At 73.2% G+C, this 22,939-nt stretch carries 23 protein-coding genes; 8 read left to right on the forward strand and 15 right to left on the reverse strand.

Annotated elements, in window-relative coordinates:
• Position 1: 1 nt before the first annotated feature.
• Positions 2-1,348, reverse strand: coding sequence for a WXG100 family type VII secretion target (locus tag AC3ANS_RS00160; RefSeq protein ID WP_488294158.1), 1,347 nt, complete (start codon positions 1,346-1,348; stop codon positions 2-4).
• Positions 1,345-1,689: a hypothetical protein gene (locus AC3ANS_RS00165; protein ID WP_488294159.1), complete on the reverse strand. Its 345-nt coding sequence runs from the start codon at positions 1,687-1,689 to the stop codon at positions 1,345-1,347. The genes AC3ANS_RS00160 and AC3ANS_RS00165 overlap by 4 nt, the downstream gene beginning before the upstream one ends.
• A gap of 116 nt (positions 1,690-1,805) precedes the next feature.
• On the opposite strand from AC3ANS_RS00165, the gene AC3ANS_RS00170 reads away from it, so the two are divergent.
• From AC3ANS_RS00170 to zwf, 5 genes are all read left to right on the forward strand, one after another.
• The gene (locus tag AC3ANS_RS00170; RefSeq protein ID WP_488294160.1) at positions 1,806-3,809 is read left to right on the forward strand and encodes an anthranilate synthase family protein; all 2,004 of its coding nucleotides are present in this window, start codon (positions 1,806-1,808) and stop codon (positions 3,807-3,809) included.
• Between the two features lie 90 nt (positions 3,810-3,899).
• Positions 3,900-4,466 (forward strand): anthranilate synthase component II, encoded by a 567-nt coding sequence (locus AC3ANS_RS00175; protein ID WP_488294161.1) that lies wholly within the window; start codon positions 3,900-3,902, stop codon positions 4,464-4,466.
• Complete coding sequence (locus AC3ANS_RS00180; RefSeq protein ID WP_488294162.1) at positions 4,463-5,761, forward strand: anthranilate synthase component I family protein; 1,299 nt, start codon at positions 4,463-4,465, stop codon at positions 5,759-5,761. The genes AC3ANS_RS00175 and AC3ANS_RS00180 overlap by 4 nt, the downstream gene beginning before the upstream one ends.
• Positions 5,758-6,957 carry a low temperature requirement protein A gene (locus tag AC3ANS_RS00185; protein ID WP_488294163.1) on the forward strand — a complete coding sequence of 400 codons (1,200 nt, stop codon included), beginning with the start codon at positions 5,758-5,760 and terminating at the stop codon, positions 6,955-6,957. The genes AC3ANS_RS00180 and AC3ANS_RS00185 overlap by 4 nt, the downstream gene beginning before the upstream one ends.
• 24 nt (positions 6,958-6,981) lie before the next feature.
• Positions 6,982-8,430 carry a glucose-6-phosphate dehydrogenase gene (gene zwf / locus AC3ANS_RS00190; protein ID WP_488294164.1) on the forward strand — a complete coding sequence of 483 codons (1,449 nt, stop codon included), beginning with the start codon at positions 6,982-6,984 and terminating at the stop codon, positions 8,428-8,430.
• 18 nt (positions 8,431-8,448) lie between these two features.
• Here zwf and rocD read toward each other — a convergent pair whose 3' ends face one another.
• Genes rocD through AC3ANS_RS00235 form a run of 9 tightly spaced genes read right to left on the reverse strand, consistent with a single transcriptional unit; the run spans position 8,449 to position 15,628 of the window.
• On the reverse strand, positions 8,449-9,702 hold the full coding sequence (gene rocD, locus AC3ANS_RS00195) for an ornithine--oxo-acid transaminase (RefSeq protein ID WP_488294165.1): 1,254 nt from the start codon (positions 9,700-9,702) through the stop codon (positions 8,449-8,451).
• A 22-nt stretch (positions 9,703-9,724) separates the two neighbouring features.
• A complete protein-coding gene (locus AC3ANS_RS00200) occupies positions 9,725-10,591 on the reverse strand; it encodes an acyl-CoA thioesterase domain-containing protein (RefSeq protein ID WP_488294166.1) in 867 nt (288 codons plus the stop codon).
• A gap of 4 nt (positions 10,592-10,595) precedes the next feature.
• Positions 10,596-11,144, reverse strand: coding sequence for a DUF3558 family protein (locus AC3ANS_RS00205; RefSeq protein ID WP_488294167.1), 549 nt, complete (start codon positions 11,142-11,144; stop codon positions 10,596-10,598).
• A complete protein-coding gene (locus AC3ANS_RS00210; protein WP_488294168.1) occupies positions 11,141-12,553 on the reverse strand; it encodes a sensor histidine kinase in 1,413 nt (470 codons plus the stop codon). The genes AC3ANS_RS00205 and AC3ANS_RS00210 overlap by 4 nt, the downstream gene beginning before the upstream one ends.
• On the reverse strand, positions 12,550-13,254 hold the full coding sequence (locus AC3ANS_RS00215; protein WP_488294169.1) for a response regulator transcription factor: 705 nt from the start codon (positions 13,252-13,254) through the stop codon (positions 12,550-12,552). Before AC3ANS_RS00215 ends, AC3ANS_RS00210 begins: the two co-directional genes overlap by 4 nt.
• 54 nt (positions 13,255-13,308) lie before the next feature.
• On the reverse strand, positions 13,309-14,187 hold the full coding sequence (locus AC3ANS_RS00220; RefSeq protein ID WP_488294170.1) for a fructosamine kinase family protein: 879 nt from the start codon (positions 14,185-14,187) through the stop codon (positions 13,309-13,311).
• Positions 14,184-14,711: a low molecular weight protein-tyrosine-phosphatase gene (locus tag AC3ANS_RS00225; RefSeq protein WP_488294171.1), complete on the reverse strand. Its 528-nt coding sequence runs from the start codon at positions 14,709-14,711 to the stop codon at positions 14,184-14,186. The genes AC3ANS_RS00220 and AC3ANS_RS00225 overlap by 4 nt, the downstream gene beginning before the upstream one ends.
• A 4-nt stretch (positions 14,712-14,715) precedes the next feature.
• Entirely contained in the window at positions 14,716-15,123 is a 408-nt protein-coding gene (locus AC3ANS_RS00230) for a phage holin family protein (protein ID WP_488294172.1), read from the reverse strand.
• A gap of 25 nt (positions 15,124-15,148) precedes the next feature.
• Positions 15,149-15,628, reverse strand: a complete 480-nt coding sequence (locus AC3ANS_RS00235; protein WP_488294173.1) for a hypothetical protein — start codon at positions 15,626-15,628, stop codon at positions 15,149-15,151.
• A gap of 75 nt (positions 15,629-15,703) precedes the next feature.
• Between AC3ANS_RS00235 and AC3ANS_RS00240 the strand changes: the two genes are divergently transcribed.
• The gene (locus AC3ANS_RS00240; RefSeq protein ID WP_488294174.1) at positions 15,704-16,261 is read left to right on the forward strand and encodes a VanZ family protein; all 558 of its coding nucleotides are present in this window, start codon (positions 15,704-15,706) and stop codon (positions 16,259-16,261) included.
• Between the two features lie 10 nt (positions 16,262-16,271).
• A complete protein-coding gene (gene hisC, locus AC3ANS_RS00245) occupies positions 16,272-17,351 on the forward strand; it encodes a histidinol-phosphate transaminase (protein ID WP_488294175.1) in 1,080 nt (359 codons plus the stop codon).
• Here the strand turns inward: hisC and AC3ANS_RS00250 are convergent.
• Both AC3ANS_RS00250 and AC3ANS_RS00255 read right to left on the reverse strand, forming a co-directional pair.
• Entirely contained in the window at positions 17,315-18,574 is a 1,260-nt protein-coding gene (locus AC3ANS_RS00250; protein WP_488294176.1) for an MFS transporter, read from the reverse strand. The genes hisC and AC3ANS_RS00250 overlap by 37 nt on opposite strands.
• On the reverse strand, positions 18,571-19,143 hold the full coding sequence (locus AC3ANS_RS00255; protein WP_488294177.1) for an ArsR/SmtB family transcription factor: 573 nt from the start codon (positions 19,141-19,143) through the stop codon (positions 18,571-18,573). Before AC3ANS_RS00255 ends, AC3ANS_RS00250 begins: the two co-directional genes overlap by 4 nt.
• A gap of 101 nt (positions 19,144-19,244) precedes the next feature.
• On the opposite strand from AC3ANS_RS00255, the gene AC3ANS_RS00260 reads away from it, so the two are divergent.
• Entirely contained in the window at positions 19,245-20,405 is a 1,161-nt protein-coding gene (locus tag AC3ANS_RS00260; protein WP_488294178.1) for a glycoside hydrolase family 3 N-terminal domain-containing protein, read from the forward strand.
• 11 nt (positions 20,406-20,416) lie between these two features.
• Here the strand turns inward: AC3ANS_RS00260 and AC3ANS_RS00265 are convergent, their stop codons facing one another.
• Together AC3ANS_RS00265 and AC3ANS_RS00270 are read right to left on the reverse strand one after the other, a co-directional pair.
• A complete protein-coding gene (locus tag AC3ANS_RS00265; RefSeq protein ID WP_488294179.1) occupies positions 20,417-22,267 on the reverse strand; it encodes a YhgE/Pip domain-containing protein in 1,851 nt (616 codons plus the stop codon).
• Entirely contained in the window at positions 22,264-22,923 is a 660-nt protein-coding gene (locus AC3ANS_RS00270) for an ATP-binding cassette domain-containing protein (RefSeq protein ID WP_488294180.1), read from the reverse strand. Before AC3ANS_RS00270 ends, AC3ANS_RS00265 begins: the two co-directional genes overlap by 4 nt.
• Positions 22,924-22,939 lie beyond the last annotated feature (16 nt).

Consider the following 22,939-nt stretch of genomic DNA (forward strand, 5'->3'; position numbering starts at 1 on the left):
CTCACCAGAACTTCACTGCGTCGCCGATGTCGCTGGCGAGGTCCTCGGCGCCGTCGACGAGATCGGCCGCCCCGTCCTTGATCGCTCCGCCGATCGCGCCACCGACCTCGGACCCGACGAACCCGCCGACCACGCCACCGACGAAGCCGCCGATCACCGTGCCGACGCCCGGGCAGATCGCGGTGCCGATCGCGCCGCCGAGCCAGGCACCACCCTCGGCACCCGCCCAGGCGCCGGCGGCGGTCGAGCCGCCCACGGTGATCGCCTCGGTGACCCGACGGTCGGTCTCGGTCTCGTCGCTGTTGCTCCACTCGTCCCAGCCGGCGGCGACGCCGGCCACGGCCACACCGCCTCGGTTGATCCACTTGCCCGCGGTGCGTACGCCGTTGCGGGTGGCCGCCCGGTAGGGCTTGGCCCGCCAGCTGGAGTCGTTGTTGGCGGCCTTGAAGCGCTCCCAGAAGTTCGAGTCGAAGCCTCGCCACCCGTTGAGCTTGTAGCGGTGCCCGTCGATCAGCGGCTGGAAGTTCTGCAGGACGCCGTGCAGTGCGACGTCGCTCGCGGCACCGGCGACGTTGCCGACGAGACCGAGTGCGTAGACCGCGCCGGTGACCGGCCCCATGTCGTCGGGCGGCTTGAAGCCGCCCCAGGTCGTGAAGAACTTCTCGGTCTCGTCGAGCACCGTGCTGCCGGCCTCGCGCATCAGCTCGACGAGCTCGCTGTCGCTCGGGCCGTCGGAGGCCGGCGGCGTCGAGGCCTTGAGGTCGTGTGCGGCGGTCATCGGGAGCGTGGCCAGCAGCTTCGTGGCGTCGACGGGCGGGCTGCCGTCCGGGCCGCACGCCGGCTGGACGGCGACCGGGAGCCCCGAGCCCAGCACGGACGCGCAGGCCCGGGTGCGGGACGCCAGGTGCTCGCGGAGGTCGGACATCGCCTGGGTGATGCCCGCCCTCGTCGACTGGGACGCGGTCACCGCGTGCTGCCAGGCCCGGATGCCGTCCGGGTCCTCCGGGTCGTCGGGTGCGCCCGCCGGGACGTGGGGTGCGGCGTCGTCCCACTGCTGGTTGAGCTGAGCCACCTGCGCCTGGGCGTGCTCGTAGGCCGTGGCCAGGCCGATGAGCTCGTGTTGCACGGTCTGCAGCTGCGGCGCCGAGGTGCGCAGGGCCGTGGCCATCGCTCGCATCTCGGGGATGGTCGCCGAGGCCGCCTGGCCCGTCCACTCACCCTCGATGTCGTCGGGTACGCCGCCCAGGCGGGTCGCGGCCTGCACGAGATCCTCGTGCAGGGTGCCGATGCGGGAGGCGGCGTGCCGGAGCGCACCCGGGTGGACGTCGAGCTTGAACTGCCCGCTCATCGGGCGCGTCCGCCAGGCCGTCCGATGTCGGGCACGGTGAGGCCGGTGTCCAGCGCTTCGAGGTCGATGGCGAGGTTGTTGGTGTTGCCGGCGATCAGGGCAGCCGAGGTGCCGAGCACCTCCAGCGTCGTGCGCCAGGCGGCGCCGAAGGCGTCGGACTGCCCCGAGAGCTCCCCGGCCAGCTCGCCCGCGCCCTCCGTGACGGACGAGCCGAGCTGGAGCGCCGTGCCGGACTGGTGCTCGAGCTGGCCCGCTGCGTGCGCGAACGCGTTCCGCACGCGGTCGGCGACCTCGGGGGAGAGCCGCAGCACGGTTCCCCCGCCTGCGTCGGCCGGCAGCATCCCGTAGTCCTCCTCCGCATCGAGCTCACTGGTACCGGTGTCCCTCCTTCCCCACCCGTCCGTCCCCCAAACGAGACCGGACACCCGGCACGCGCCGGCTCATCTAGGCTGCCGTCATGTCGACCACCACCTCCGCCCGGGAAGCCATCGCGGCCCTCCAGGGGCACGAGGCCTGGGCGATCATCCGGCGCTCCACGAGGGCGGGTGACCGCGACACGGTCGGCCTCGTCGGCGGCCGGCGCCGGGTGGTCGAGTCGCTGCTCGACGTACCCCTCGAGGAGGGTGTGCCGCAGGAGGGCCACATCGCCGACCGGTTGCTGGCGGTGCCGTTCCGGCAGGTGCGCGAGCGCGGGTTCGAGGCCCACGACGACGGGGCGCCGCTGGTCGTGGTGGACGTCGAGACCGAGCTGGAGTTCTCGGTCGCCGAGGTCGTGGACGCGATCGACGACACCGGCGTGGAGTTCGCCGACCGCGGCGGGTTCGACACCGACGACGACGACTACGCGAAGCTCGTGGCCTCGATCATCACCGACGAGATCGGGCAGGGCGAGGGCGCCAACCTCGTGGTGGGCCGCCACTACCGTGCCACGGTCGCCGACTGGGGTGCCGACAAGGCGCTGACCGTCTTCCGGCGGCTGCTCGAGCGCGAGCGGGGCGCCTACTGGACCTACGTGTTCTTCACCGGCGACCGCTACCTGATCGGCGCCAGCCCCGAGCGGCACGTCACCATCCACCCCGTCCGCGACGGAGCCGAGCGAGGGACGAGCGAGCGACCGAGCGGACCGTTCGGGTTGGCCGACGTGCGGATGAACCCGATCAGCGGCACGTTCCGCATCCCGCGCGAGGGCGACGTCCGGCGCGGGCTCCTGGAGTTCCTGCGCGACGAGAAGGAGATCTACGAGCTCTTCATGGTCGTCGACGAAGAGCTCAAGATGATGTGCGACATCTGCAACGAGGGCGGCCAGGTGCTCGGCCCGTTCCTCAAGCCGATGAGCCACCTCGTGCACACCGAGTACCTCCTCGCGGGCCGCACCAGCCGCGACCCCCGCGAGGTCCTGCGCGACACGATGTACGCCGCCACCGTGACCGGCTCGCCGGTCGAGAACGCGTGCCGGCTGATCAAGCAGTACGAGGCCGAGGGTCGCGGCTACTACGGTGCCGCGCTGGCGATCCTGGGCCGCGACGAGCTCGGCGGCCCGGTCGTGGACAGCCCGATCGTCATCCGCACGGCGGACGTCGGGCTCGACGGCCGGCTCACCGTGACTGCCGGTGCGACGCTGGTGCGCGACTCGGACCCGGCGTACGAGGTCGCCGAGACCCACGCCAAGGCCGGCGGCATCCTCAGCGCGTTCGGCCTGGTGCCGTCGGCGCCCGCGCCCGGGGTCAACATCGCCGAGCTCGTCAGCGACGAGGACGTGCTGCTCGCGCTCAACGCGCGCAACCAGCGGTTGAGCAGGTTCTGGCTCACCGACCAGGGCGGCTCGCCGCCCGACCCGCGGCTGGCGGGGCGGAGCGCGGTGATCCTCGACGGCGAGGACGACTTCGTGAACATGCTCCGCCACGTGCTCGGCGTGCTCGGCATGACCAGCGAGGTGGTGCGCCACGAGGACTACGCGCCCGGGCGTCTCGACGGCTTCGACCTGGTGATCATCGGCCCCGGGCCCGGCGACCCGCGTGACGGCGCCGACCCCAAGATGGCCAACCTCCGGGCAGCGGTCGCGGAGCTGATGGCGGCCGGGCGGCCGTTCCTCGCGGTGTGCCTGGGGCACCAGGCGCTGTGCCACCACCTGGGGATCCCACTGACCTACAAGGACATCGTCTTCCAGGGCACGCAGTCACCGGTCCCGATCGGTGGCCGCACCGAGCGGGTGGGCTTCTACAACACGTTCGTCGGCCGGCTCGCGGACGGGACGACGCCACCGGACGGGGTCGAGGTCGAGGCGGATGTCCAGACCGGTGACATCCATCTGGTGCGGGGTCCGCACTACCGCGGCATCCAGTTCCACGCGGAGTCCATCCTCACCGAGCACGGCTACGACCTCCTTCACCAGATCGTGTCCGACCTTCTCCTCGTTCCCGGTGCCGCTGCCCCGGGAGGGCCGGTAGGCTCGACCTCGTAACAACGCGGAGTCCCCGCTCGTGGGCCCGGTGAAGACTGCCCCCCAGCTTCATCGGGCCCTCCGCACGTCCGGGGCCGGTAGGTTGACCCGGTGCCCGTGCCCCGCGTGGTCGTGGTCGATCACCACGACTCCTACACGTGGAACCTGGTGCACCTGGTCGCCGGCGTCACCGGGGTCCTCCCGGCGGTCGTCCAGCACGACGAGGTGTCCGCCGACGAGGTGCTTGCGTTCAGCCACGTGGTGCTCTCGCCCGGTCCCGGGCATCCCGCTGTGAGGGGCGACTTCGCGGTGGGCGGCGAGGTGCTGCGACGCGCCACGAGGCCGGTGCTCGGGGTGTGCCTGGGCATGCAGGGACTGGTGACGGCGTACGGCGGGACCGTCGGGCGGGTCGAACCGGCGCACGGCGAGGTCGCGGTCATCACCCACGACGGTCGCGGGTTGTTCGCCGGGTTGCCGCCGTCGTTCCGGGCCGTCCGCTACCACTCGCTCGCGGCCCTGTCGGTGCCGGACTGCCTCGAGGTGTCCGCGACGGCCGAGGGGGTCGTGATGGGGGTGCGGCACCGGACACTGCCGCTCGAGGGCGTGCAGTTCCACCCCGAGTCGGTGCTGTCCGAGCACGGGGCGGCGCTGGTCGCGAGCTTCCTGGGGCTGTCGTGACCGCGACGGATCCGGTGGCGTTCTTCCGCTCCGTCGCGGCGGATCACCCGCGGTGCTTCTGGCTCGACGGCGGCGGTGCTCGGGAGTGGTCCGGCCGCCGCTCGATGGTGGGATGGCTGACGCCCGACGACGTGTCGATCACCTACTCCGCGCAGCGCCGTGAGGTGCGGCGTCATGCCGGTGGTGCGTCCGAGGTGGTGGGTGACGACGTCTTCGCCGTCCTCGAGGCGGAGCTGTCCGCCGGCTCGCCCGACGACCAGTGGGTGGGCTACCTCGGCTATGCCTGCCGCCCCGACCTGCCGGCCGCCACAGGGGGCGCTCTGCCGGACGCAGTGTGGATGCGGCCGTCCGGCGTCCGTTTCTTCGACCACGGGCCTGGCGGCCCAGTTTCGTCGGCCGGCCGACAGAACTCGACCCTGGGCGACGCAGTTGCGTCGTCCGAGCACGAGTTTCGTCGGCCGGCCGACGAAACTCCCGCCCCCTACCGCCAGGCCTTCGACCGGGTCCAGGAGCACCTGCGGGCGGGCAACAGCTACGAGGCGAACCTGACGTACCGGCTGGAGGACGAGTCCGCGGCCGACCCGCTGGGGGTGTACCTGCGCCTACGCGAGCTCAACCCCGCGCCGTACGCCGGGTTCCTCCAGCACGACGTGCCGGGCCATGCCGCGTGGCTGCTGAGCAGCAGCCCGGAGCGCTACGCGCTGGTCGCGGCCGACCGGACCATCGAGACCAGGCCGATCAAGGGCACCACTCCCCGCGGCGCGACCCCCGAGGAGGACGAGGCCCACCGTCGCCGGCTCGCCACGGACCCCAAGTTCCGCGCCGAGAACCTGATGATCGTCGACCTGCTGCGCAACGACCTCTCGATGGTGTGCACGCCCGGCACGGTGGAGGTCCCGGCCCTGATGGCGGTGGAGTCCTACGCGACCGTCCACCAGCTCGTGAGCACGGTCCGCGGCCGGCTGCGCGACGACGTCACCACGATGCAGGCCCTGCGGGCGCTGTTCCCGGCGGGCTCGATGACCGGCGCTCCCAAGCTGCGCACGATGCAGATCATCGAGGACGTGGAGGACTCGCCGCGGGGTCCGTACGCCGGGGCCTTCGGTTGGGTGTGCGCCGACGGCCGGGCCGACCTGGGGGTGGTGATCCGCAGCCTGGCCACCGCCGGGGACGGGCGCTACGTCCTCGGCACGGGTGGCGGCATCACGGTCCGCTCGGAGGTGGGCGAGGAGCACGCCGAGTCACGGTGGAAGGCCGAGCGCCTGCTGGCGGCCCTAGAGGAGGAGCGAGGATGAGCACGACCGAGAGCACCGCGGAGCGGCATGCCACCTGGCTCGAGCTGTTCTTCGACCTCGTCACGGTCGCCGGGATCGGGATGCTCGCCCACCTGCTGGTCGAGCACCACACCGTCGAGGGCGTGGTCGTGTACGTCATCGCGTTCGCCGCGCTGTGGCTGATCTGGGCGTGCTTCACGATCTACGCCAACATCGCGGGTGAGGGCACCCGCACCGCGATGATGCTCGCCGGCATGGGCGTGCTCGGCGTGATGACCGCCGCGGTCCCGGAGATCACCGGTGAGCACGCCCGGGCCTTCGCGATCGCCTATGTCGTGGGGCGGATGCTGGCCGCGCAGCCGTGGCGGCGGACCACGGTCGTCGTGGACCTCCCGGTCGTCCAGGCCGGCGTCAGCGTGCTGCCCTGGATCGTGTCCTGGTGGTTCGAGGGCACCACCCAGCACGTGCTCTGGGCGGTGGGCATCGCCCTCGACCTGCTGCTCCTGCTGACCAGCACCCGCGAACGGGTGCTCGCCGCGACCCAGGCCCGGCTCGACCGGATGGTCCGCGGCCGAGCCCATGACCGGCACCCCGACCGGGAGATCCCCGCCACCGTCGATGCCGTGGACGCCGACGTCCCCCACCTGGGCGAGCGGCTGGGGCTGTTCGTGCTGATCGTGCTGGGGGAGGGCCTGGTGCAGATCATCGACGGCGCCAGCGGGGCCGTCTGGGACCGCGAGCTCGCGGTCACGGGCGCGGGCTCGTTCGCGCTGATGGCGGGCCTGTGGGGCGTCGCCGTCCGCCGCGGGTACGCCGGGGTCGGGCTGCTGCCCGAGGGCGCGCTCTCCGCGCGGCTGTCCTGGGCGGCCCACCTGCCGGCCACGCTCGCGCTCGCGACGGTCGCCGCCGTCCTCGGCGAGCTCGTCGCCGATCCGGGGGCGGCGGTCGAGGAGGAGACCCGCTGGGTGCTGGTGGTGGCGTTCGCGGGCTACGGCCTGCTGTCGGCGCTCGTGCAGGTGGGACTCGCGGTCGTCACGTCCGACCCGGCTGCCCGGCGTACGACGCTGCTGCGCGGCGCCCGGGTGGCGGCCCCGGCGGCGCTCGCGGCCGTCGTGGTCGCGGCCGTGCCGGGTCTGGCTGCGGAGGCCGTGGTCTGGGTGCTCGCCGCCGGGGTCCTCGGTGCCGTGGGCGCCGACCTGAGGCAGGCATCGCCGTAACCGGGGCTGGTTACCCTCGAACACATGGAGAACCCGCACGTCATCGTGCTCTTCGGTGCCACCGGCGACCTGGCGCGGCGCAAGCTGCTGCCGGGTCTGCTGCGGTTGTGGCAGGCCGGCCTGATCCAGGAGGCCCGGATCGTCGGCACCTCGCTCGAGGACGTCGACACCGAGGCCTTCGTGAAGATCGCCCGCACCGCGTGCGAGGAGTTCGGCCACTGCCCGCTCGACGGCCAGGCGTGGGAGCCGTTCGAGCAGATGCTGCGCTACGTGCCGCAGTCGGCCGGACCGGCCGCGCTGGCCGAGGCCGTCCGGGAGAGCCGGGCCGAGCTGGGTGCACCCGACCGCGAGGTCGACATGCTCCACTACCTCAGCGTGCCGCCGAAGGCCGCGCTCGACGTGGTCCGCCAGCTCGACGAGGCCCGGCTGGTCGAGCACTCGCGGATCATCATGGAGAAGCCCTTCGGCACCGACCTGGCCTCGGCGCAGAAGCTCAACGCCCGGCTGCACGAGGTCTTCGACGAGAGCCAGATCTTCCGCATCGACCACTTCCTCGGCAAGGAGGCGGCCCAGAACATCCTGGCCTTCCGGTTCGCCAACGGCCTGTTCGAGCCGATCTGGAACCGCAACTTCATCGACCACGTGCAGATCGACGTCCCCGAGACCCTCGGCCTGGAGGGGCGCACGAAGTTCTTCGAGACCACCGGTGCCTACCGCGACATGGTCGTCACCCACCTCATGCAGGTGCTGGCGTTCATGGCCATGGAGCCGCCGACGTCGCTGGCGCCCGAGCCGATCGGCGACGAGAAGCTCAAGGTCTTCCGCTCGATGCGGCCGATCGAGCCGCAGAACGTCGTCCGCGGCCAGTACGCCGGCTACCGCGACCACCGCGAGGTCGCCGACGACTCCGACACCGAGACGTTCGTGGCGCTCAAGGTCGAGATCGACAACTGGCGCTGGGCCGGCGTTCCGTTCTTCCTGCGCACCGGCAAGAAGCTCGCCGAGGGTGCCCGGATCATCTCGATCGCGTTCAAGGAGCCGCCGCTGACGATGTTCCCGGCCGGCTCCAACGCCGGCACCCAGGGCCCCGACCACCTCACGTTCGACCTCGCCGACCAGTCCCGGATGTCGCTGTCGTTCTACGGCAAGCGCCCCGGGCCGGGGATGAAGCTGGAGAAGGCGTCGATGCAGTTCGCCACCCACGACACCTCGTCGTCGGGCGGGGTGCTGGAGGCCTACGAGCGGCTCATCCACGACGCGATCCGCGGCGACCACACGCTGTTCACCACCGCCGACGGCATCGAGACCCTGTGGGAGAAGTCCACCCCGCTGCTGGAGAACCCGCCCCCGGTGCGTGCCTACGCCCCGGGCAGCTGGGGACCCAACGCGATCCACCAGCTGATCGCCCCGCAGGCCTGGCGGCTGCCGTTCGAGCGGTCCTGGCGCGAGTCCAAGGACCCCTACGGCAGCTAGTCTGCCGTCCTGGGCGGTTCAGCCCCGGCAGATGTCGGCGAACGCAGCGACCAGGAGGTCGACGTCCTCCTCGGAGGCGACCAGCGGCGGCGCGAGCCGGACGGTCTGGCCGTGTGCCTCCTTGGCGAGCACGCCGTGCTCGAGCAGCTGCTCGGAGACGTGCCGGCCCGAGGCGAGCTCGGGGCTGATGTCGACGCCGGCCCACAGCCCGCGGGTGCGGACCTCGTCGACGCCGTTGCCGACCAGCCCGGAGAGGCCCTCGGCCAGCCGAGCACCCAGGCGAGCGGCGCGCTCCTGGAACTCACCGGTGTTGAGCATCGCCACCACCTCGCGCCCGATCGCGGCGGCCAGCGGGTTGCCGCCGAACGTCGATCCGTGGGTGCCGGGGGTGATCACGGACAGCACGTCGCCATCGGCCGCGACCGCCGAGACGGGGTAGAGCCCGCCGCCCAGCGCCTTGCCGAGGATGTAGACATCGGGGACGACGTCCTCGTGGTCGCAGGCGAACGTGCGTCCGGTGCGCGCCAGGCCGGACTGGATCTCGTCGGCCATCATCAGCACGTCGGAGCCGTTGCACAGCGCGCGGACGCCCTGGAGGTAGCCCTCGGGCGGGATGATCACGCCGGCCTCGCCCTGCACCGGCTCGAGCAGGACCGCGGCGGTCGTCTCGTCGATCGCGGCCTCGAGGGCCGCGAGGTCGCCGTACGGCACGAGCTTGAAGCCGGGGGTGTACGGCGCGTAGTGGGCCGTGGCCGCGGGGTCGTTGGAGAACGACACGATCGTGGTGGTGCGGCCGTGGAAGTTGCCCTCCATCGCGATGATCGTCGCCTGCGACTCCGGGACGCCCTTGACCAGGTAGGCCCACTTGCGGGCGACCTTGATCGCGGTCTCGACGGCCTCGGCGCCGGAGTTCATCGGCAGGATCAGCTCCTTGCCGGTCAGCGCCGCGAGGTCGCGGGCGAACGGGCCGAGCTGGTCGTTGTAGAAGGCCCGCGAGGTCAGCGTCAGCCGGCCGAGCTGCTCACGCGCGCGCTCGACGAGGCGCGGGTGGGAGTGGCCGAAGTTGAGGGCGCTGTAGCCGGCCAGGCAGTCGAGGTAGCGGCGACCTTCGACGTCGGTGACCCACGCGCCCTCGCCGGAGGACAGCACCACCCGCAACGGGTGGTAGTTGTGCGCGGCGTACGCCTCGGTGAGCTCGACGTGAGCCTGGGTGTCGTTGAGCGGCAGGACGCTCGCCTCAGTGATGTCGGTGATGTCGGTGGTGCCGGTCATGGCCTCATCGTCTCATCGCGGGTCACCGGGTCTCGCGCCGACCGTCGTCGGTGTAGGTCACCGAGCCGAGGTCGACCGTGCGACGGGCGTTCGCGAGCGCGGCCACCATCACGGCGCCCAGCGGTCCGCGCCGGTCGAACACCGCGGCCGTGCCGACCGCGATGCCGTCGTGCTCGACCCGGTCGGTCGCGAGCAGGCCGATCTCCACACCCTCGGGCTCACGCGCCAGCGTCAGCGTGATGTCGGTGTTGATGTGCTCGACCCCGCGCGTGCCCCAGTTGGTGACGAGGCTGGCGCCGTCGGCCGCGGACGCGGCGGCCTGGAAGCCGGTGACCGGCTCGCCGGCGACGACCGGCACCGCGGTGCTCCAGGAGGCCTTGCGGTCGGCGTTCTGGTGCTCGAGGAAGTCCTGGGACCACGGCGCCGAGGAGTGCACGTACGGCGGCCGCGGCTCGGTCGCCGGCGGCACGACGTCGGCGGGCGGGGGCACCGGCCGCTCCGACGGCTCCCACACCTCGCCCTCGGTGTTGGCCGACGGCTTGAGGAACGTCGCGGTGCCGCGCGCCACCCGCTCCCCGTCCTGGGACAGGATCACGTCGACCAGGCAGATCCGCCGGCCCTCGCGTTCGACCTCAGCGGTGAGCGTGCACGGCACCATCCGGGCCGGCCGGAACAGGTCCACGGCCCAGCGGGCGGGGCGCAGGTCGGTGCGGCCTGCGTCGGCGAGGGCCCGCTCGGCCGCCCAGGCCAGCGCCCCGCTGAGCGCGACGCCGTGCATCTGGTCCTCGCTCCACATGCTGCACGCGAGCGCGGTCGGCACGAGCTCGAGGTCGGCGTCGTCGCCGCGCCGGGTGAAGAACGAGAGCTGGTCAGTCGCCGGTTCGGTCACGCGGTCATTGTGGAGGACTCGCCGGGGCCGCCTTCACCAGGGCCGCCAGCAGCTGCCGGGTGGCCGTGACGACCCGCTGCTCGTCGTATGGCTTCAGCTGGGCCGCGTTGACGCTCTGCACGAGCCCGCCGGTCTGCACGAACCCGGAGACCAGCACCGCGGACGCCTTGGCGTGGACGACGAGCCGGGCGGCGTCGGCGCCCGGGACCCGGATCCGGCTGACCCGGCCCTGCACCTCACCCATGGTCTGCCAGGCCTGGTCGAGGGTGCCGTCGAACCACAGGTAGTTGACGTCGAACGCCGGCCCGCCCTTGCGCACCGGGGTGAACGTGCACCGCGGCTCGTCGGCGGTGCCGGTCTGCTCGGCCATGTCCTCCCCGGCCAAGCGGCTGAGCTGCGTGGCGTCCAGCCCGTCGCACGGGCTCCACGCGACCTGCGCCGCCTCACTGAGGACCGGATCGCCCGGATCGGCGGCCTGGGGGCCGGGGGAGTCGGAGGAGCACCCGGCGACCAACGCTCCGACGGCCAGCACGGCGGCCACGGCAGCCCTCACGGCACCGGCGTCCAGTCGGGGACCGGCGCGTGGGAGCCGGGCAGCCACATGGTGAGCCGGGCGCCACCGCGAGGCGAGGTGCCGGCGGTCACCGAGCCGGAGTGGCGCTCGGCGACCTGGCGCACGATCGAGAGGCCGAGCCCGGAGCCCGGCATCGAGCGGGACTCCTCGGAGCGGTAGAAGCGGTCGAACACGTGCGGCAGGTCCTCCTCGGCGATGCCCGGGCCCTCGTCGTCGACGGTGAGCGTGCCGCCGACGAGCCGGACGGTGACGGTCCCCCCGGTCGGACCCCACTTGGCGGCGTTGTCGAGCAGGTTGGTCACGGCCCGCTCCACCCCGGAGCTCTCGCCGACGACGTACCACGGCTCGGTGGCGACGTCGAAGGTCACCGCGGGCGCCCGGCGGCGCACCCGCGCGACCGCGCGGTCGACCAGCTCGGGCACGTCGATGGCCTCGACCACGTGGGTCAGCGGCTCGTCGCGGGAGAGCTCCATGAGATCGCCGATGAGCGTGGTCATCTCCTCGATCTGGGCGCGTACGTCGTCCAGCAGCTCGGCCTTCGCCTCCGGGGGGAGGCCTCCGGCGCTGTCGGCCTGGCTGAGCAGGTCGAGGTTCGTGCGCAGCGACGTGAGCGGGGTGCGCAGCTCGTGGCCGGCATCGGCGACCAGCTGGCGCTGCCGGTCACGAGAGGCCGCGAGCGCGGCGAGCATCTGGTTGAACGCCGAGGCCAGCCGGGCGATCTCGTCGTCCCCCTCGATCGGCAGTGGCCGCAGGTCCTCGGTGCGGGCGATGCGCTCGACCGAGGACGTCAGTCGGCGCACCGGCCGCAGCCCGTTGCGGGCCACCATCCAGCCGGCCATGCCGGCGGCGATCACCCCGGCCAGTCCGAACAGGAACATCACGATGCCGAGCTTGCGCAGCACGTTCTGCTGGGAGACGAGCGACTGCGCGAGGATCATGGTCTGGCCGGAGTCGCGGTGCACCGCGACCAGCCGCCAGTGGGTATCCCCGTCCTTGCTGACCACCGTGCGGATCGACTGGTGGCGATCGCCGCTGACCACGGCCGCCTCGGGCGCCCCGAGCAGGCTGACCGGGGAGCTCTTGTCGAGCGAGCTGGCCACGCCGACACCGTCGTTGAGGCACGCCACCCAGACGTCGGCTGCGCCGAGGTACTCGTCGGGGATCTGCTGGTCGGTCTGGCACAGGCCGAGGGAGGCGGCCGCGGCGCGCTCGACCAGCGAGTCGTCGAGCGTCGCCTGCATCTGCATGCGCACCGTGAGGTAGGCCCCGGCCGCGACGAACGCGACCGTCAGCCCCACCGCGATCGTCGTGAGCAGCGTGACCCGGCTGGCCAGCGAGCGGCGGTAGTGCCACCGCCCCTCGGGAGGAACCGGGGGGAAGATGCTCACGATTCCTTCAGCACGTAGCCCACGCCGCGCACGGTGTGGATCAGTCGCGACTCACCCTCGGCCTCGGTCTTGCGCCGCAGGTAGCCGACGTAGACCTCCAGCGAGTTGGCCGTGGTCGGGAAGTCGTAGCCCCAGACCTCCTCGAGGATGAACGAGCGCTCGAGGACCCGGCGGGGGCGCCGCAGGAACATCTCCAGCAGCGCGAACTCGGTGCGGGTCAGCTCGATGACCCGGTCGCCGCGGCGTACCTCACGGGTGGCGACCTCCATCGTGAGGTCGGAGAACGAGAGCAGCTCGTCGCCGGCCTCGTCTCGCGGGACGACGCGGCGCAGCAGCGCGCGCAGGCGGGCCAGCAGCTCCTGGAGGGCGAACGGCTTGGTGAGGTAGTCGTCGGCGCCGGCATCGAGCCCCTCGACCCGGTCACCGACGGCGTCGCGGGCGGTCAGCACCAGGATCGGCAGGTCGTTGCCGGCGGTGCGCAGGGCGCGGGTCGTCTCGAGGCCGTCGAGCCGGGGCATCATCACGTCCATCACGACCACGTCCGGTGCCGCGGCGGCGATGCCCGCCAGCGCCTCGGCCCCGTCGGAGGCCAGGACCACGTCGTAGCCGTTGAACTCCAGCGATCGCCGCAGCGACTCGCGCACGGCCTTGTCGTCGTCGACGACGAGCACCCGCGGCTTGGGAGCGGACGGCGTGTTCACGCCCCCACTCTGCCAGCCGAGCCTGAGTCGGAACTGAGAACCCGGAGGAGTCGGTCAGACGTAGCGGGCGGCGGCCTCGGCGGCCCGCGCCGCGTAGCCGCCGCCGAAGTGGCAGGCGTGCACGAGCAGCGGGAAGACCTGGTGCAGGGCCACCCGGTCCTGCCATCCCTCGGCGAGCGGCCGGGTCGCGGCGGCCGCCTCGGCGTAGGCGTCGAGCACCCGCGGCAGGTGCGGCAACCCGAACAGCGAGAGCATCGCGAGGTCGACCTCGCGATGCCCGCCGTACGCCGCCGGGTCGATCAGCCACGCCTGCCCGTCCAGTCCCCACAGCACGTTGCCGTTCCAGAGGTCGCCGTGCAGGCGCGCGGGCGGCTCCTCGGGAACCAGCTCGGAGAGCCGGGGGAGCAGCGCCTCGATGGCGGTGGCGTCCTCGGCGCTCGCGGCCCCGCGGTCGCGGGCCAGCTTGAGATAGGGGAGCACTCGGCGGGCGGCGTAGAACTCCGCCCAGGTGTCGGCGGGGCGGTTGGGGAGCGGGAGGCGGCCGATGAAGCCGTCCTTCGCCAGGCCGTGCGACGGCGCCCCGGCGGCGTGCGTCGCGGCCAGTGCCCGGCCCAGGGCGGCCGCGGAGTCGACGGAGTTCTTGCCGGGCTCGACCCAACGGATGATCAGGCACTCGTGGTCGACCCCGAGGACCTCGGGGACCCCGACGCCGCCGTCGGGCGTCACCTCGTCGAGCCACCGCAGCCCCGCCGCCTCGGCGGCGAAGAACCCCTCGGGAGCGTGCGGCAGCGTCTTCATCAGTGCGGTGGTGCCGTCGCTGAGCCGCAGCCGGGTGGCGGTGGCGATGTCGCCGCCGGCGACCGGGGCCGTGGCCACGACCGCGGAGCCGAGGAGCTCCTCGGCCCGGCGGGCGACCAGCGGCTGGCGGGTCACCCGGGGGCCCCGCCGTCCCAGGGGCGCTCGCGCTCCAAGGAGTCGACCAGCGATCTCGCCGTACGTTCGACCATGGCGAGCACCTCCTCGAATCCGGAGTCCCCACCGTAGTACGGGTCCGGTACGTCGCTCCCGGGCTCCAGCGGGTCCAGGTCGCGGAACAGCCGGACCCGGCCGTGCGGGTCGCCGGCCCCGCCGCCGAGGTCGGCGAGGTTCTGGGCGTCCATCGCGAGCACCAGGTCGGCCGGCGCGGCCGCGGCCTCGACCCACTGGTCCCACTGCTGGGCGCGGTGCCGGGTGGCGTCGTACCCGGCGGCGCTCAGCGTCGCCGCGGCCCGCCGGTCCATCGGGTCGCCCACGTGCCAGCCGCCCGTGCCGGCGCTGGACACCGTGACCCGGTCGTCGAGACCCGCCTCGGCGATCCGCTCGGTGAGCACCACGTCGGCCATCGGCGAGCGACAGATGTTGCCGAGGCAGACCACGGCCACGTGATACCGGCCGGGCGTGTGCGCCGGGGGCAGCACGGGCTCACGCCTCCTGGGCGTCACCGAGCAGAAGGCCGACGATCCAGGTGACGACCGTGATCACGATCGCGCCGCCGACCGCGGTCCAGAAGCCGTCGACGAAGAAGTCGATGTCGAACAGCCCGGCGAGCCACTCGGTGAACAGCAGCATGAGGGCGTTGATCAGCAGCAGGAACAGGCCCAGCGTGATGATGATGAACGGGATCGACAGGAACTTCAGCACCGGGCTCACGAAGGAGTTCACGACGCCGAGGATCAGGGCCACGAACAGCAGCGGCCCGATCTTGTCCGAGACCTCGTCCATGCCGGACGTCGCACCGCTGCCGAACCCGATGCCGTCGAAGAGCTGGCACGCGACGGCCAGGGCGACGGCGTTCGTGAGCAGCCACCCGACGAACTTGAAGAGACCCACGCCTCGATCCTACGGGCTGAGGCGCTCAGGGGCAGCCCGCGAAGAGCTCCCACCGCGTGCTCGTGGCGCCCTCGTCGGGCTTGCTCACCGTGACGACCGCCCTGCGGTAGGAGCGGACGCTGCGGTCCTGCTTGCAGGTGACGAATCCGGACAGCCGGATCGTGGCCTTGCGCCGGGCCGGCGGCGAGCACGCCGAGCAGTCGCTGATCCACATGCCACGGCCGATCGTCACCTGGTGGCCCCAGTGCTCCCACGTCAGGCCCTTGAGGTAGGGCGTGGAGTCGTAGTACTCCCAGATCCGCTTCGGCTTGACGACCGCGGTGCCGAGGCTCCAGTACACAGCCGGCCGCTTCGCCCGGTCCACCGCTGACGGCGCGGACGGGCCTGCCGGGGAGGCGGCGGGTGCGTCAGCCGGGGTGGTGGCCGGCGCGGGGCCCGCGACCAGCACCGCGGCGAGCAGGGTGAGCACGAGAGCCGGGATCGAGGCCCAACGCTGCAAGGTCATGGTGCGGAACAGTAGGTGCTGGCGCTCCGGCCCGCACGGGTGGACCGCACCACCGGGATGGGTAGCCTCGGCGACGTGTTCCCGGTCGGTGGCGTGGGCGTGATGCTGCTCCTCGTCGCGGCCTCGGGAGGCGTGTGCCTGCTGCTGACCCTGGCCCTGCGGCGGCGGCTGGGGTGGGTCTCGGCGGTGGCGGTCGGTGGACTGCTGTGGTCGCTGGCGGTGATCGCCTCGATCACGCTGATCCCCGCGAACGGCGCGCCGGGGATCGTCCCGGCCGAGGGCCGGCTCACCAGCTGCTCGTGGGACATCGGTGGGCCGGCACCGGAGGGATTCTGGATCTTCTCCGGTGGCCAGCGGCTCCTGAACACCGCGGTCTTCGTGCCTCCCGGCGCGCTGCTCGTGCTGGCCGCCGCCCGCTGGCGGGCCGCGTGGGTGCTCGTGCCGATCGGGATCGTGGCGCTGGCGGCCTACTCCGCCGGCATCGAGGCGGCGCAGCTCGTGCTGGCCCGGCTCGACCGGGCCTGCGACGTCACCGACGTCATCGACAACGTCACCGGGGCCCTGCTCGGGGCGGCCGTGGGCATCGTGCTGGCCCTCCTGCTCCGGCCGTGGCGGGCTCGCCGCACTCACTAGGGTGGCGGCCATGACCACCCCTCAGCCCCGGCGCACGGTCGCGGAGATCCCGCCGTACGTCGCCGGCAAGCCGCCGACGGTCCGACCCGGGATGACGTCGTACAAGCTGTCGAGCAACGAGAACCCCTACCCGCCGCTGCCCGGCGTCGTCGAGGCCGTGCAGGCCGGCGTGGCCGCGATGAACCGCTATCCCGACATGGGGTCCAGCGCGCTGTACGCCGCCCTGGCCGAGACGTTCGACGTGCCCGCCGACCACCTCTCGGTCGCGACGGGCTCGGTCGGGCTGATCTACCAGCTGGTGCAGGCGTTCTGCGACCCGGGCGACGAGGTCGTGTTCGCGTGGCGGTCGTTCGAGGCCTACCCGATCGCGGTCACCGCCGCGGCCGCGACGGCCGTCAAGGTGCCGGTGCTCGCCGACGGCCGTCACGACCTGGACGCGATGGCGGCCGCGATCACCGACCGCACCAAGGTCGTGCTGGTCTGCACGCCCAACAACCCCACCGGCCCGGTCGTCACCCAGGCCGAGCTCGACGCGTTCCTCGCGAAGGTGCCCTCCCACGTGCTCGTCGTCGTCGACGAGGCCTACCTGGAGTTCGTGCGGGTGGCCGACCCGGTCGACGGCCTGGCGACGTACCGCACCCACGACAACGTCGTGCTCACCCGGACGTTCTCCAAGGCCTACGGCCTGGCCGGCTTCCGGGTGGGGTACGCCGTCGCGCCGGCGCCCATCGCCGCGGCGCTCCGCGCGGTGTCGCTGCCGTTCGGCGTCTCGACGGTCGCGCAGCTGGCTGCCATCGCCTCGCTCGAGCGCCGCGCCGAGCTGCTCGAGCGCGTGGACGCACTGGTCGCCGAGCGCACCCGCGTCGTGTCCGGGCTGCGGGAGGCCGGCTGGGACGTCCCCGACGCCCAGGGCAACTTCGTGTGGTTCGAGCTGGGGGACCGCACCGGCGACTTCGCCGCGGCGGCCGACGAGGCCGGCATCGTGGTCCGCCCGTTCGCCGGCGAGGGCGCGCGGGTCTCCATCGGCGAGACCGAGGCCAACGACCGGCTGCTTCAGGTCGCGGCGGCCTTCGCTCCCTCGTCGGGCTGACCGGCCACCGGGCGGCGTACGTCCATCTCGCGCCAGCGCGGGTCGACCGCGGGCAGCATGGTGACCAGCAGGTACGCCGCGCCGACGGCCAGCATCGTGGCCGGCAGGCCGGCGCCGGTCACCAGCAGGCCGCCGAGCAGGCCGCCGAGCGGGATCAGCGCGAAGCACATCGCGGTGGTGAGCGAGGAGACCCGGCCGACCAGGTGGGACGGGATCCGTTCGAAGATCACCGCACCCAGCACGGGGTTGATGAACCCGGCCGCGAAGCCGCTGGCGGCCACGACCGCGACGACCGACCAGACCGGGCTGTCGAACGCGAACACGGCGTACCTCGGTGCTCCGCAGACCAGGAACGCGATCAGGTAGGTGCGGTAGCGAGACAGCCCCGATGCCCAGGTCGCGGCGCAGACCGAGCCGAGGGCGGAGAAGCCCGAGAAGACCGCGAACACCAGCCCGATCGCGCCGGCGCCGTGGCCGGCATCGACCGCCCAGACCGGGATCAGCACGGTGGAGTACGCCGCGTCGAGCAGGTTGGTCAGCGCCACCATCACGGTGATGCCGAGCAGCACCCGGTCGCCGCGCAGGAAGTCCCAGCCCTCCCGGAGCTGGTGCCGGTACCCGCCGGCGGTCGCCTCCGGCGTGGGTGCCGGCGCGGCCAGGGCGCGCGTCGACCACAGCAGCACGAACGCCGAGACGCCGAAGCTGGCGGCGTCGACGATCAGCGCGTTCGTCGGCCCGAGCACCGCCACCAGCGCGCCGGCCAGCCCGGCGCCGAGCATCGAGGCGGACCGCTCGACGGTGCCGGCCAGCCCGGTCACCCGCTCCATCGGGACGCCGACGTGGTCGACGATCACCGGGACCAGCGCCTGCTTGGCGGAGTCACCCGGACCGCGCAGGGCGCCGGCGAGCGCCACCAGCCCGAGCAGCACGGGGAACGAGAGCGCGCCGAGCGTGTGCAGCGCCGGGATCGACCCGACCACCACGATGCTGCCGAGGTCGCAGCCGACGCTGACCCGGCGGGCGCCCAGCCGGTCGATCACCGGACCGCCGAGCACCTTGAGCAGCACCATCGGCAACGCCTCGAACAGCGCCACCAGACCGGTCTGGGTCGCCGACCCCGTGGTCGTCAGCACGAGGAACGGCAGCGCGATCATCGACACGCGGGTGCCGGTGAGCGAGACCGCCTCGGCGGTCAGCCAGCCGTAGAGGGGGAGGCGGCTCACGGCTCGGTCCGCCCGGCCTTGCCGGGGTAGGGGAACGCCGACATCTGCACCACGAACGGGACGGAGTCGGTGTCGTCCTCCTCCTCGACGTGCTGCATCTCGGCGTTCAGGTGCTCGATCAGGCGCAGGGCGCGAGCCGGCGTCAGCGAGATCACCCAGTCGCTGTAGGTGGTCGCGTCGCGCCACTCCTCGGGCAGCGTGGGCAGCTCCTCCACGGAGCGCTGGAGCCGCTCGGTCATCACGACGACGACCGACTGCAGGTAGGAGTCGAGCGTGTCGCGCTCCTCGGCCGTCGAGCCGCCGGCGGTGTCGGTGGTCGTGTAGCGGTGGGCCGCGCGCCACCAGCGGTCGCGGCCGTTGCCGCGCTCGCTGTCCTCGACGACGAAGCCACGCTGGGCCAGCTGGCGCAGGTGGTACGACGTCGCGCCGGTGTTGAGGCCGAGCCGGTCCGCCAGCGTGGTGGCCGTGGCGGGTCCGTCGATGCGCAGCATCCCGAGCATCCGCACCCGGACCGGGTGCGTGAGCGCCTTGAGCTGCTCGGGCGTGGGGGTGATCGAGGTGAGGTCCACCCGGTCACCGTAGAACTGCAAAGAGTCATTTGCAAACGATTCTTTGCAACACGATGAGGGTGCCGCCCCGGCCGGTCACCCGGGCCCGGTACGGTCCCGGCGTGCTCTCGCGGTCCCGACTCGTCCTGCTCACCCTCGCCGCCGTGCTCGCCGGCGGCCTGCTGGTCCCCGCGGCCGGCTCCGCCCACGCGCCGGTCGCGACGGCTCGCGCCCAGGAGCGCACCGCACGGAGCGTGCTCGACGACATGACGCTGCCGCAGCGGGTGGGCCAGCTGTTCATGGTCGGCACCCCCGCCGACCGGGTCGACCGGGCCACGCGCGCCCAGATCGGCCGCTTCCACGTCGGCAACGTGATGCTCACCGGCCGCAGCTACGACGGCGTGCGGGTGCCGGCGCGGGTGTCCCGGACGATGCGTGGCGAGGTCGGCCCGGACTCCACCGACGGGGTGCGGCTGTTCGTCGCGACCGACCAGGAGGGCGGCGCGGTCCGGGTGCTGCAGGGGCGCGGGTTCTCCGACATCCCGTCCGCGCTCGAGCAGGGCACCTGGGACCCGAGCCGGCTGCGCTCGGCCGCCCGCACCTGGGCCGGCCAGCTGCGCCGGGCCGGGGTCAACCTCGACCTCGCTCCCGTGCTGGACACCGTCCCGAACCGGAGGGCCGCCGCCCACAACCCGCCGATCGGGCACTACGAGCGCGAGTTCGGCTACTCGACGAGGGTAGTGGCCCGGCACGGGCTCGCGTTCCTGCGCGGAATGGCCGACGGCGACGTCGTACCGGCCGTCAAGCACTTCCCGGGTCTGGGCCGGGTGCGCGCCAACACCGACACCCGTGCCGGCGTGACCGACCGGGTGACCACCCGCCACGACGCCTACCTGGAGCCGTTCCGGGCGGCGGTCGAGGCCGGTGCGCCGTTCGTGATGGTCTCGACGGCGTACTACGCGCGGCTCGACCCGAGGAACCCCGCGGCGTTCTCGCCGTTCGTGATCGACACGATGCTCCGCGGAGATCTCGGCTTCCACGGCGTGGTGATCTCCGACGACCTGGCGCGCGCCCGGCAGGTCGCGCGCTTCACCCCCGCTGACCGCGCGCTGCGGTTCATCGGCGCGGGCGGCGACCTGGTGCTCACCGTCGACCCCGAGCCGCTGCCCGCGATGTACGCCGCCGTGCTGCACCGGGCCCGCACCAGCGCGAGCTTCCGCGCCACGGTCGACGCCGCCGCGCTGCGCGTGCTGCGGGCCAAGCAGGCCCGCGGGCTGCTCTGATCGAGGCGGTTCTAGAGCGTCAGCTCCGGGTGGATCCGTCCCACCGTCCAGCGGCGCTGCCGCCGGGCCGCGAGCGAGGTGAGCGTGAGGGCGCCGACCAGCCACGCCAGCAGCACGACCACGTCGTGCCAGGCCAGCGCCGAGGCGCCGCCGTACATCAGCTGCCGCAGGCCGTCGACGGCGTAGGACATCGGCAGTGCCCGGTGCACCGGGTGCAGCGGCACGGGGATCGTCTGCCAGGGGAACGTGCCGCCGGCGGTCACCAGCTGGATCACCATCAGCGCCAGGCCGAGGAACTGGCCGGCGGGGCCGAGCCAGGCGGTGAGCGTGTGCACGATCGCCACGAACGTCACCGAGATCAGCACCAGGAACGCCAGCGTCGGCACGACGTGGCCCGGTGAGATGCCGACCCCGAACGTGACCACCGTGAGCACCAGCGCCATCTGGGCGATGCCGAGCAGGGCGGGAGGCAGCCAGCCCCCGAGCGCCACGCGCAGGGGCGTCTGGTCGGCGGCGAGTGCCCGGGTCGAGAGCGGCCGCACGAGCAGGAACAGCACGTAGCCGCCGATCCAGGCACCGAGCGAGAGGAAGAACGGCGCCAGGCCGGCGCCGTACGAACCGGCCTCCGCCTGGGACCGGTTGTCGATGCCGACGGGGTCCGCGAGCGTCTGGGCGACCCGGGTGACCGTGCCATTCCCCAGGTCGGGGAGCTGGGCCGCGCCGCGGTCCAGCCCGGAGGCGAGCCGCCGACCACCCCGGTCGGCGCGGTCGATCCCCGAGCTCAACGTGCCGGCGCCCGCGGCGAGGTCGCTCGCTCCGGTGTGGGCGCGCGCGATGCCGGCACTGAGAGCGGGTGCCGCGTCGGCCAGCCGCCGGGCGCCGGCCGCGACCTGGTCGGCGCCGGCGGCGAGCCGGTCGAGCTGTGCGGTGGCCTGGTCGATCCGCCCTGCGGCGTCCGCGAGCGGCCCTTGGGCCCGGTCGTAGATCTCGAGCAGGGCCTGCTGCTGTGCCTGGTCGAGGCCCTGGTCCTGCATCCGCTGCTGGAGGTCCGCACGACCCTGCCGGTAGGCCACGGCGGCGTCATGCGTCAGCTGCTGGGCCTCGTGTCCGTAGCGGGCAACGGTGCGGTCGCCGGCGGCTACCTGGGTGGCGCCGTCGGCGAGCTCGCCGGCCTGGTCCGGCAGGGCCGCCGTACGCCGCTCCAGGGTGCCCAACCCGGTCGCGAGCCGTCCGGCGCCGCCGGCCAGGCGGGAGGCGCCGGTGCTCGCCCGGTCGAGCCCGTCGGCGAGGGTGCCCGCGCCGTCCGCGGCGTCGACGAGCCGGGTGCGGACCTGCGCGAGGCTCTCGAGCACGGTCGTCGCGGCGCGGGCGGTGACCTCGCTGGAGATCGCGTCGCGCACCCGGGTGGTGACGGTGTCGGCGATGGTGCTGGCCATGTAGGAGTTGGCGTCGTTGGTGGTCATCACCAGCCGCGCCCGCTCGGGGTCGAACCGGGCCGAGCTGGTGACCGCCGTGGAGAACCCCGCGGGGATCGTCAGCGCGAAGTCGTAGGTGCCGTCCTCGACCCCCGCGACCGCCGCCCGCTGGTCGACCTCGTGCCAGTCGAAGTCGTCCTGGTCGAGCAGCTTGTCGGCGACCTGCCGGCCGAGCGCCAGCTCCTCGCCGTTCAGGGTGGTCGGCTGGTCGGCGACAACCAGCGCCGCCGGGACCCGCGCGAGCCCGCCGTAGGGGTCCTGGTTGGCGTAGAGGTAGAGGCCGGCGTACAGCGTGGGGATCACGACCATCGCCAGCACCGCCACCTTGGGGAGCCGGCCGGCGGTGATCCGGCGCAGCTCGGTGAGTGCGATCCGCAGGGAGGTCATGCCGGCTCCTGGTCGGGGATGTGCTGGTCGGTGAGGTGCTGGTCGGCCGGGTCGCCGATCGTGGTGTGAGGTACGCCGAGCAGGTGCCGGGAGGTCTCGCCGACCGTCACCAGCACCCCCAGGCCGCGCCCGGCGAGCTCGGCCGCGACCGGCTGCCACTGCGCCGGGGTGACACCCCACCGGTCGGGCATCGTCAGCACGAGGAACCGCACGCCCGGTCGCTCCGCCGCCGCGCGCAGGAGCAGGTCGACCCGTTGCTCCGGCGGCACGTCCTCGGTGCGCCGGTGCAGGTCGAGGCCCGGCGCCCACGCTCGCAGCGCGGCTCGACCGGCGGGCCGTCCGGCCATCGAGCGTTCCTCGCCGAGCACGGTGCCGATCGGCACCATGTCGTCGGGCTCGCTGACCCCCGGCACGTCCACGAGCGCGACCGCGCGCCGGCGCGGGCGTTCGAGCGGCGAGCCGTCCAGCATCACCGAGCCCCCGTCGGGCGTGAGCCGGCCGGCCAGGACCAGGGCCAGTGCCGTGTGGCCGTGCCCGGGGTCACCGACCACGGCGCGGACCTCGCCGTCGGCGATCTCGACGTCCGTGGGCGGGAGCATCGGCCGGTGCCGGCCGGTGACCCGCACGGCGGTCGCGGACAGGGTGTGCTGGGGCATGATCGGCACGCTACGT

The sequence above is a fragment of the Nocardia sp. 149-1B genome, assembly GCF_057747975.1.